Source organism: Pseudoalteromonas luteoviolacea DSM 6061, from assembly GCF_001625655.1.
Lineage (GTDB): Bacteria > Pseudomonadota > Gammaproteobacteria > Enterobacterales > Alteromonadaceae > Pseudoalteromonas > Pseudoalteromonas luteoviolacea.
The window spans coordinates 58572-66832 of record NZ_AUYB01000085.1 but is presented as its reverse complement, the minus strand read 5'-3'; the positions used below and the strand labels follow the sequence as shown (position 1 = coordinate 66832).

The 8261-nt window shown below is 43.3% G+C and carries 11 protein-coding genes; 4 read left to right on the top strand and 7 right to left on the bottom strand.

The genetic code is table 11. The annotated features are described in order from the left end of the window. Positions 1-375: 375 nt before the first annotated feature. Entirely contained in the window at positions 376-906 is a 531-nt protein-coding gene (locus N475_RS05700; RefSeq protein WP_063364821.1) for a gamma carbonic anhydrase family protein, read from the top strand. Here the strand turns inward: N475_RS05700 and N475_RS05695 are convergent. Both N475_RS05695 and aroE read right to left on the bottom strand, forming a co-directional pair. After that, complete coding sequence (locus N475_RS05695) at positions 892-1131, bottom strand: DUF1488 family protein (RefSeq protein ID WP_063356060.1); 240 nt, start codon at positions 1129-1131, stop codon at positions 892-894. The genes N475_RS05700 and N475_RS05695 overlap by 15 nt on opposite strands. Position 1132: 1 nt before the next feature. After that, positions 1133-1942 (bottom strand): shikimate dehydrogenase, encoded by an 810-nt coding sequence (aroE, locus tag N475_RS05690; protein ID WP_063356059.1) that lies wholly within the window; start codon positions 1940-1942, stop codon positions 1133-1135. A 26-nt stretch (positions 1943-1968) separates the two neighbouring features. On the opposite strand from aroE, the gene N475_RS05685 reads away from it, so the two are divergent. Next, positions 1969-2430, top strand: a complete 462-nt coding sequence (locus N475_RS05685; RefSeq protein ID WP_063356058.1) for a group II truncated hemoglobin — start codon at positions 1969-1971, stop codon at positions 2428-2430. 103 nt (positions 2431-2533) lie between these two features. Further along, on the top strand, positions 2534-4141 hold the full coding sequence (locus tag N475_RS05680) for a methyl-accepting chemotaxis protein (protein WP_063356057.1): 1608 nt from the start codon (positions 2534-2536) through the stop codon (positions 4139-4141). A 68-nt stretch (positions 4142-4209) separates the two neighbouring features. On the opposite strand, the gene hemF is transcribed toward N475_RS05680, so the two are convergent. Genes hemF through N475_RS05665 form a run of 3 tightly spaced genes read right to left on the bottom strand, consistent with a single transcriptional unit; the run spans position 4210 to position 6278 of the window. Next, positions 4210-5133, bottom strand: a complete 924-nt coding sequence (gene hemF / locus N475_RS05675; RefSeq protein WP_063356056.1) for an oxygen-dependent coproporphyrinogen oxidase — start codon at positions 5131-5133, stop codon at positions 4210-4212. A gap of 4 nt (positions 5134-5137) precedes the next feature. After that, entirely contained in the window at positions 5138-5713 is a 576-nt protein-coding gene (gene tsaC / locus N475_RS05670) for an L-threonylcarbamoyladenylate synthase type 1 TsaC (RefSeq protein ID WP_063356055.1), read from the bottom strand. Next, positions 5700-6278, bottom strand: coding sequence for a DNA topoisomerase family protein (locus tag N475_RS05665; protein ID WP_063356054.1), 579 nt, complete (start codon positions 6276-6278; stop codon positions 5700-5702). The genes tsaC and N475_RS05665 overlap by 14 nt, the downstream gene beginning before the upstream one ends. Positions 6279-6517: 239 nt before the next feature. On the opposite strand from N475_RS05665, the gene N475_RS25355 reads away from it, so the two are divergent. Then, on the top strand, positions 6518-6679 hold the full coding sequence (locus N475_RS25355) for a hypothetical protein (protein ID WP_155730848.1): 162 nt from the start codon (positions 6518-6520) through the stop codon (positions 6677-6679). Between the two features lie 23 nt (positions 6680-6702). On the opposite strand, the gene N475_RS05660 is transcribed toward N475_RS25355, so the two are convergent. Continuing rightward, entirely contained in the window at positions 6703-7176 is a 474-nt protein-coding gene (locus N475_RS05660) for a DUF494 family protein (protein ID WP_063356053.1), read from the bottom strand. Positions 7177-7178: 2 nt separating this feature from the next. Beyond that, positions 7179-8258, bottom strand: a complete 1080-nt coding sequence (dprA, locus tag N475_RS05655; RefSeq protein ID WP_063356052.1) for a DNA-processing protein DprA — start codon at positions 8256-8258, stop codon at positions 7179-7181. Between the last annotated feature and the right edge of the window lie 3 nt (positions 8259-8261).

Genomic DNA, 8261 nt, shown 5'->3' with positions numbered 1-8261 from the left:
AAGAACAATGTAACTAACCTTGGTTAGTTACCGCAGCTTTGCTGCGAAGTGGAGCGCCATATTAACCGCTTCACTTTTAAAGTCAACTAGAAAATTTAATTTTTTAATCAATCTTTCAATTTAACTTTACCCTTCACTTTGGTTTGCGCTTTTCGTTGCATCCCGCCGTGTCAGTGGGTGCGCATTATAGGGCGCTCCCAAAATAGTGCAAGTACTTTTTTAATAAAAGTTATAAAAACACGTTGTTCGCGCAATTATCAACCTAAACACATTAAAACAGAACATTTAACGTACAAAAGTCGTGTTTATACACTATAGAGATTTTGGAAATTAAACTCTAAACTAGGCTCATCTTCTCTTTAAGAGTCTTAAAACATGCTAAGAACATATAAAGGTATTGCTCCTAATTTATCCGAAGGCGTTTATATTGATGAAAGCGCAATTTTGGTTGGCGACATTACCATAGGTAAAGATAGTAGTGTTTGGCCTTTGGTCGCTGCACGTGGAGATGTCAATTACATAAAAATTGGCGCAAGAACAAATATCCAGGATGGCAGTGTTCTTCATTTAACACGTAAAAGCAGCACAAACCCAGAAGGTTACCCACTCATTATTGGTGACGATGTCACTGTAGGACATAAAGTCATGCTGCATGGCTGTAAACTTGGCAATCGTATATTGGTTGGTATGGGTGCAATCGTGATGGATAATGTCACAGTTGAAGATGACATTATCATCGGTGGCGGAGCCTTAGTCCCACCGAATAAGACATTAGAGTCTGGTTATTTGTATGTTGGTAGCCCAGTAAAGCAAGCACGCCCTTTGACAGAACAAGAACGCACTTTTTTAAAAATCTCTGCACAAAACTATGTAGAGTTAAAAGATGAGTATCTACAGGAAGGTTAACTCGATTTCACCAGATGCCGAGTAATCTTCATCTTCAATCAATTGCTCGGCTTGCATTTCGTAATCAAATTGGTGACTTCTGAAATGTGTGACTGGCTCGTGTTCAGTCTCCGGCACTAAGACTACACAAGGCACAATCATCCCAGACACCATGGCGGTAAATACTAGCCGACGGCGTGAAGCATCAAAATGTATATCGTCATTGAATAAGATGGCTTGATTCATTTTATTTCGCCTTTTCTAGCACAGGGTCTACATCTGGGTACTTACCTCGCCAAACAGAGTACGCTTCGGCAGCTTGTCCGATCAACATACCAATCCCATCCATTAAGTAGCAAGCTTTATTATTGTCAGCTATCCAAGTCAAAAAGCTAGTACGTGTGTTGCTATAAAACATGTCATAGCCCCATGCGACTTTTGTGATAGTGCGGCTAGATATACAAGGTATGTCACCTGTGACACTTGAAGAGGTTGAATTAATTACACCGGTATAAGGCAAGTCAGGTATGTCATCCAGTGCAGTTGCCGATACTTCTCCATATGGTGCAAACAATTCAGCCAAAGCATTTGCTTTTGCTACTGTACGGTTTGCAATCACGATATGCTTTACACCCGCTTTTAGTAATGGGTAAACACACCCTCTAGCTGCGCCACCTGCTCCCAATAATAGTACTATGGCGCCTTGTAATTGGACTTGATGTCTTTGCAGATCAGCCACTAACCCTGCGCCATCGGTATTATCGCCAAGAACCAAGCCATCATCTTGTAATTTTAAGGTATTCACAGCCCCAGCTAGTTTTGCTCGCTCGGTAAGCGTATCGGCATATTCAAACGCGACTTCTTTAAAAGGTAATGTAACATTCGCGCCTTTACCGCCACCAGCAAAGAAGTCTTTGATACTACTCACAAAGCCGTCTTCAGGCGCAAGTATCGCAGTGTATTCGATATGCTCATTGAGTTGAGATGCAAATTGCGAATGAATCTCTGGCGATTTAGAATGCTTTATCGGGTTACCAAAAACCGCATATTTGTCCATTTTTAGCCTAACAATAGTGATAGTGAATGAAGCAGTTAATTAAACGCATCTTTAGCAAAGATGCAAGTGAAGATCAGACTACACAGCAAAATCATACCGCCCCAAATCCTGAACGCACGCCCTATGAGATCCTCGGGGGAGAGCAAGGCACTTTGGCACTGGCCAATCGCTTTTATGACATAATGGAAAGCGACCCTTACGCCAAACCTCTTTATGATATGCACCCTCTACCACTAGATAGGATCAGACAGGTATTTTTTGAATTTCTCTCTGGCTGGTTAGGTGGCCCTGATTTATTTGCCGACAAGTACGGCCACCCTCGCCTGCGTATGAGGCATATGCCATTCCCTATTAATCAGGATTTACGTGATCAATGGATGTATTGCATGGATAAAGCATTAGATACAGAAGTGGATAACCCGCTCTTGAGAGAAGGTTTGAGAAAGTCGTTTGCACAGCTGGCGACACATATGATTAACCAAGACTAAAGTGCTATTTAAAAAATTGCACTAGACAGGTTACATTTGCGCTGTGTCAAATCTCAATCTAGAGTTCGCACGCATAATAGACACTTAATCCAAATTAGGTGCAATGCGTGTGAAGTCTATTCAACATAAAATATATGCCCTACTCGCTATTACGGGTGTGCTGGTACTCGTCGCCAGTATCATAAGCAACAGCAACCAACAAAAATCCCTCGCCGAACAAACCGTCGAAACTAACATTAGACTGCTTGCAGATAATTATTTCGATTCCATCAATACAATGATGCTCACAGGGACAATGGCTAATCGGCAAATTTTGGGTGATAAGTTACGCAATCACGACAATATAGAAGATGCGCATATCATTCGAGGAGAAAAAGTGAATGCTTTGTATGGCAAGGGCAACCCAAATGAATCCCCTCAGTCAGAATCGGAGCATGCCGCTCTCGAAGGTCAAGAATTACTTGTGATCGAGCAAAAAGGCGACAAGCGGGTAATGACCTATTTAAAACCCATGGTTGCCAGTGCTGATTATAAAGGTACTAATTGTCTCGGCTGCCACCAAGCACAGGAGGGCGATGTTCTGGGGGCAGTTAAAATAAGTTACTCATTAGAAGAAATTGATGACACAGTCCATGAAAATACTTTATTAAGTACTGCGATTTTGACAACGATATTTGCCACCGCATTCTTGATACTAGGGGTCCTGTTCCGCAAGCTCTTTATTGTTAGGCTAAAAAACCTTGGTAGAACAATGCGACTGGCTACCACCAATCAAGACCTTAGTTTACGTATTGACGATGAGATAGACGATGAACTGGGCCGATTAGCAACGAACTTTAATAAGATGATGGCTGCGTTTAAAGACAGCATTGCAGAAGTATCTCGCTCTTCAAAAGTACTCATCCATTCTGCCGAACATATTTATACGGCAGCCGAGACAACAGAGACTGCAATTCAAGCGCAAAAGCAAGGCACAGATTCGGTTGCTGCAGCAATCAATGAACTTGAAAGCTCATCTAGCGAAGTGAAAAATACTACTCATTTTGCTTCGGAAAAGTCAGATAGCAGTAATCATCTCGCCGAACAAAGTATGTCAATTGCACACACGACTGAACAGAGTATCAACCAGTTAGCGCAAGATATTAGAGATGCGGCAAGCCAAGTGAGTCAACTACAAACACAAACTTTGGCTGTAGGTAAAGTGTTAGAGGTTATTAGCAGTATTGCAGAGCAAACCAACTTATTGGCGCTAAATGCAGCAATCGAAGCAGCTCGAGCTGGGGAAGCAGGCCGAGGGTTTGCAGTCGTTGCAGATGAGGTCAGAACGCTGGCAACCCGCACCCATGACTCTACAGATGAGATTCGCAGAACCATAGATAAGCTACAACAAGAGGCAGAGCAGACGGTCGATGCAATGAATGCCTCTTGTTCTGAAGCCGACGATCGCGCTCAACAAGTTCAACAAGTCGCACAAGCGCTAAAAGATATTTCGTCACAAATGCATGAGATCAATGCGCTCAATGTACAAATTGCGGATGCCACCGAACAACAAAACTTGGCGGCTGAAGAAATAAATCAAAGCGTGATTGCCATAAGAGATAATGCCGAGCAATCACTGGTGGATGCCCATGGCAGTAAACAAGTCAGCGAAGAGCTACTAGAATTAGCTCGGTCGTTAGACGAACAGGTAAGAGGCTTTAAATTAGATTAACCGGCACTTATTCAAGGCAATTTAAAAAGGAACCGAAGGGTTCCTTTTTAATAAGTTCTTCAGATAAGCTACAAGCTAGATATATTCAACCAATCTTGTGGCTTTAAAAAGTGCTCGTACAAGCGAGCTTCGTTTGAGCCAGATTCTGGCTTAAAGTCATATTCCCAGCGTGCTAAAGGTGGCATTGACATAAGAATAGACTCCGTTCGTCCACCACTTTGTAAACCAAATAACGTACCCCGGTCCCAAACAAGATTAAACTCCACATAGCGGCCACGACGGTACAATTGAAATTCACGCTCTTGTTCAGTAAAAGGTAGTGCCTTTCTACGCTCAATAATAGGCGTGTAAGCAGGTAAGAAACCTTCTCCAACAGCCTGCATAAATGCAAAACTCTTGTCAAAGCCCCACTCATTTAAGTCATCAAAGAATAAACCACCAACACCGCGAGTCTCATCACGGTGTTTTAAATAGAAGTAGTCATCACACCATTTTTTATAGTTTGGATAAACGGCTTCGCCAAATGGTTCACACAGTTCTTTGGCAACGTTGTGCCAATGTTTCACATCTTCTAGCTGGGGATAAAAAGGGGTTAAATCAAAACCTCCACCAAACCACCATATAGGTGCTTCGCCTTCTTTCTCAGCAATAAAGAAACGCACATTGGCATGACTCGTTGGGATATGTGGATTTTTGGGATGAATAACCAATGATACCCCACAAGCATGAAAACTTCGGCCAGCCAGCTCAGGACGGTGTGCGGTCGCGGAACCCGGCATTGACGCGCCATAAACATGGGAGTAATTTACTCCCCCCTGCTCGATAACATCGCCACCTCTTAATACTCGAGTACGGCCACCACCACCTTCAGCACGCTCCCACTTATCTTCAACAAACTTGCCGCTACCATCAGCTTGTTCTAAGCCTTGGCATATATCGTCCTGAAGTTTAAGCAAGAATGCTTTAACTGTCTCTAAATTGACTTTACTCACCAGGTTAACTCCTAAAAATTTTGCCAGTCATCGCATCTCGGATCTGGCTTGGAGAAGTGCGTCCACCCAACTCGCCATCTTGATAGAAGCCAACGCGCTCATTAAACATCGCTTTTGCTTCTTCAATTGTCATTGCTGGCTCTTCGCCGCTGAAGTTGGCGCTGGTAGATACTAAAGGCTTACCAAGCTCCTGACAAAGCTGTTTAACAACAGGGTGTTCGGTCACACGAACGGCAATACTGGTATGTTCACCAGTTAGCCATTTCGGGGTTGTCGGTTTAGCTGGCAATACCCAAGTGACAGGGCCTGGCCAAGCAGAGAAAATTTCCGCACGTTTATCCATGGGAATTTTGGCGTCATCAACATAATTCAAACACTGAGCAAAATTATCCGCAATTAAGATTAAGCCCTTTTCTATTGGGCGCTCTTTCAAAGCCAATAACTTGTGTACCGCACTTTCACTATCAGGGTCACAGCCCAGGCCAAAAATTGCCTCAGTGGGATAGCAGATCAACTCGCCTTGTTGCAACGCTTCGATCGCCGATTGCGGCTGTTCATTAGGTGTTTCATTGTGACTCATAAGGATCCTCAATCATATGCTGACAAGCTTTTTGCGGGCATTGTAGCATAGCTTTGCCGGCACGCTGTTTTTGCACCATTACAGGCCAGTTACATTGCTCACACTGATGCGCAACCGGATGCTGATTTAAACTGTACTTGCATTTAGGGTAGGCATCACAGGCATAAAAAAACTTGCCATATTTATTCTTACGCTTTTGCAGTTGGCCGTTTTGGCACTTAGGGCAGGCAGGTAAAGATTCGGTTTCCTCTTCCTCTTCGTGCACAATAAAGTGACACTCCGGATAGCCCGTACAACCAATAAACATGCCATAACGACCGTTCCTAATCACTAGATGCTTACCGCATTCGGGGCAATCAGCATCATCCAGAACTTTTATTTCATGGCTATCATGGTGTGCAAAAGAACGCATATAGTCGCAAGTCGGATAGCTGGCACAACCAAGAAACGCGCCATTTTTGGAGTGCTTGACCACCAGCTCTGAGCCACACTTTGGGCAGATTTCGTATTCTTTTTCTAATGCATGTTCATTAGCATTAAAAAGTGAGTGGTCAATTTTGCTCATTGGAATACCTTTGGGTTGTGCACGCTTTGCGCTATTTTACTCTGTGTATGGTTTTAGTTAAATAGGTACAGTCCTAATTCAAGCTATAGAAGCGAGGAACTAACCCAGACAACCATCAATACCAAACTGTCGTCACTCAATCTGGATACGGCTTTCCATCGCTGAGCGCGTGTTCACTACAACTAAGGTACCTACAAGCCATTGGGCTTTGTATTAAGCATATGAATGAGGTCATTTAGATGAGACATAAATACGATATTTCTGATACTGGCTTGCTAAAAGCACATGCCCTTGTCACTTTGGTTGTTTTTATTGCATACAGTGAATCGCGTAATAATCGACGTAATTTTGCGCTATCAGATCAACCCCAAAAATACATTGCCAAATTAACTGATGCGTAAACTATGTATGCGTGGGTTATTGCCTAGTGCAATAACCCGGTAGGTTGTTCAAATATTAAATCTTCCATTTGTGCATAGGCGTGCTCTTTGCCTGGCACATTAAATAGCACCATTAAAATCACCCACTTTAAATCATCCAAACAAATGGTCGACTTCTCGAGTGCCAACATACGGTCGATCACCATTTCTCTGGTGATACTGTCAATTACCCCTATCTGCTCAACAAACATTAAAAAGCCACGGCATTCCACATCTAACACTCGGCTTTCTTCTTCTGTATATATACGAATAGCTGAGTCTGGTTTTGCGTTTAAGTATGGGAATTCATCACTGTGTTGTAAATCTGCTAGTTGCTCCAACCAATCAAGTGCTTTGTAAATTTCGTCTTGATTAAAACCAGCCCCTACAAGTTCATCGGTCAATTGATTTTGCTCTACGAAGATATCCGCTTCGCTGTGAATATAGTTCTCAAATAAGTACATTAGGATATCAAACATGTTTAACCCCTCGCTAATTTGATGTAGCCGTTTAATACACGTTCTACTTTGTCTTCAAGCTCTAAGTCCAATAGTCTGGCAAGTACCTGCTCTACTGGCCACTGGGTCCTCTGCACTAAGGTATCTACGTCTGTCACCTCATAGCCGAGATTTTGCAAAATGGGGCAACTCTCCTTTGGTTCTTCACTTTCTATAATATATAGACTGTTTTCGGGTAAAAAGCTCACCTCTTCGAGAATATCGCTGACGTGCTCGGTGAGCTTAGCTCCCTGCTTAAGCAAAAAATGGCACCCTTGCGACAAGCTATGGCGAATTGACCCAGGGATTGCAAACACTTCTTTATTTTGCTCAAGCGCATATCGTGCGGTTATCAGTGACCCACTCTTTATTTCCGCCTCCACCAGCAATACCCCCAATGACAAACCAGATATAATTCGATTTCGCCGGGGAAAGTGGCTTGCATGTGCACGTGTCCCCGGTAAAAACTCACTAACTAGCAAGCCCTGCTCTGCAATACGCCAATATAAGTCACGATGACGCTGTGGATAGATTACATCAACGCCTGTACCAAGCACGGCAATTGTACCCTCTCCAGTATCCATAGCACCTTGGTGCGCTGCCCCATCAATGCCTCGTGCCATACCAGATGTCACTAATAAATTGGACTGGCTCAATTGCCTTGCAAAATCATAAGCAATCTCCAACCCAGTGCGTGACGCTGCTCGACTGCCAACAACGGCAATTTGTGGACAATTCAGTAATGCGGTATTCCCCCTGCAGAATATTACCCAAGGAGGATTGCAAATGTGCGTCAGTGTCACGGGGTAATTGAGGTCAAAGTAATGAATAATTTGTAGTTTCTGTGTTTCACAGAGCGCTAAAATGTGATCTACCCTATGCCAGTCTACATTGCGTAACTGCTTAGCAATCGCTTCTGTGAGGCCCAAGTGGAGTAGGCCTGCATAATCAATCGAAAATAATTTGGGCAGTGCAATTTTTTGCTTCAGGGCTAATAAAGTTGCAACCCCAAGGCCCTGACAGAGCTTTAAGGCAACGGCTTGTCGTGTAGATAATGTATTCATGCT

What these genes read in the sequence shown, in the direction of transcription:
- N475_RS05700 (WP_063364821.1), top strand. Translation starts at nt 376, where the DNA reads ATGCTAAGAACATATAAAGGTATTGCTCCTAATTTATCCGAAGGCGTT.
- N475_RS05695 (WP_063356060.1), bottom strand. Translation starts at nt 1,131, where the DNA reads ATGAATCAAGCCATCTTATTCAATGACGATATACATTTTGATGCTTCA.
- aroE (WP_063356059.1), bottom strand. Translation starts at nt 1,942, where the DNA reads ATGGACAAATATGCGGTTTTTGGTAACCCGATAAAGCATTCTAAATCG.
- N475_RS05685 (WP_063356058.1), top strand. Translation starts at nt 1,969, where the DNA reads ATGAAGCAGTTAATTAAACGCATCTTTAGCAAAGATGCAAGTGAAGAT.
- N475_RS05680 (WP_063356057.1), top strand. Translation starts at nt 2,534, where the DNA reads ATGCGTGTGAAGTCTATTCAACATAAAATATATGCCCTACTCGCTATT.
- tsaC (WP_063356055.1), bottom strand. Translation starts at nt 5,713, where the DNA reads ATGAGTCACAATGAAACACCTAATGAACAGCCGCAATCGGCGATCGAA.
- N475_RS05665 (WP_063356054.1), bottom strand. Translation starts at nt 6,278, where the DNA reads ATGAGCAAAATTGACCACTCACTTTTTAATGCTAATGAACATGCATTA.
- N475_RS25355 (WP_155730848.1), top strand. Translation starts at nt 6,518, where the DNA reads ATGAGACATAAATACGATATTTCTGATACTGGCTTGCTAAAAGCACAT.
- N475_RS05660 (WP_063356053.1), bottom strand. Translation starts at nt 7,176, where the DNA reads ATGTTTGATATCCTAATGTACTTATTTGAGAACTATATTCACAGCGAA.
- dprA (WP_063356052.1), bottom strand. Translation starts at nt 8,258, where the DNA reads ATGAATACATTATCTACACGACAAGCCGTTGCCTTAAAGCTCTGTCAG.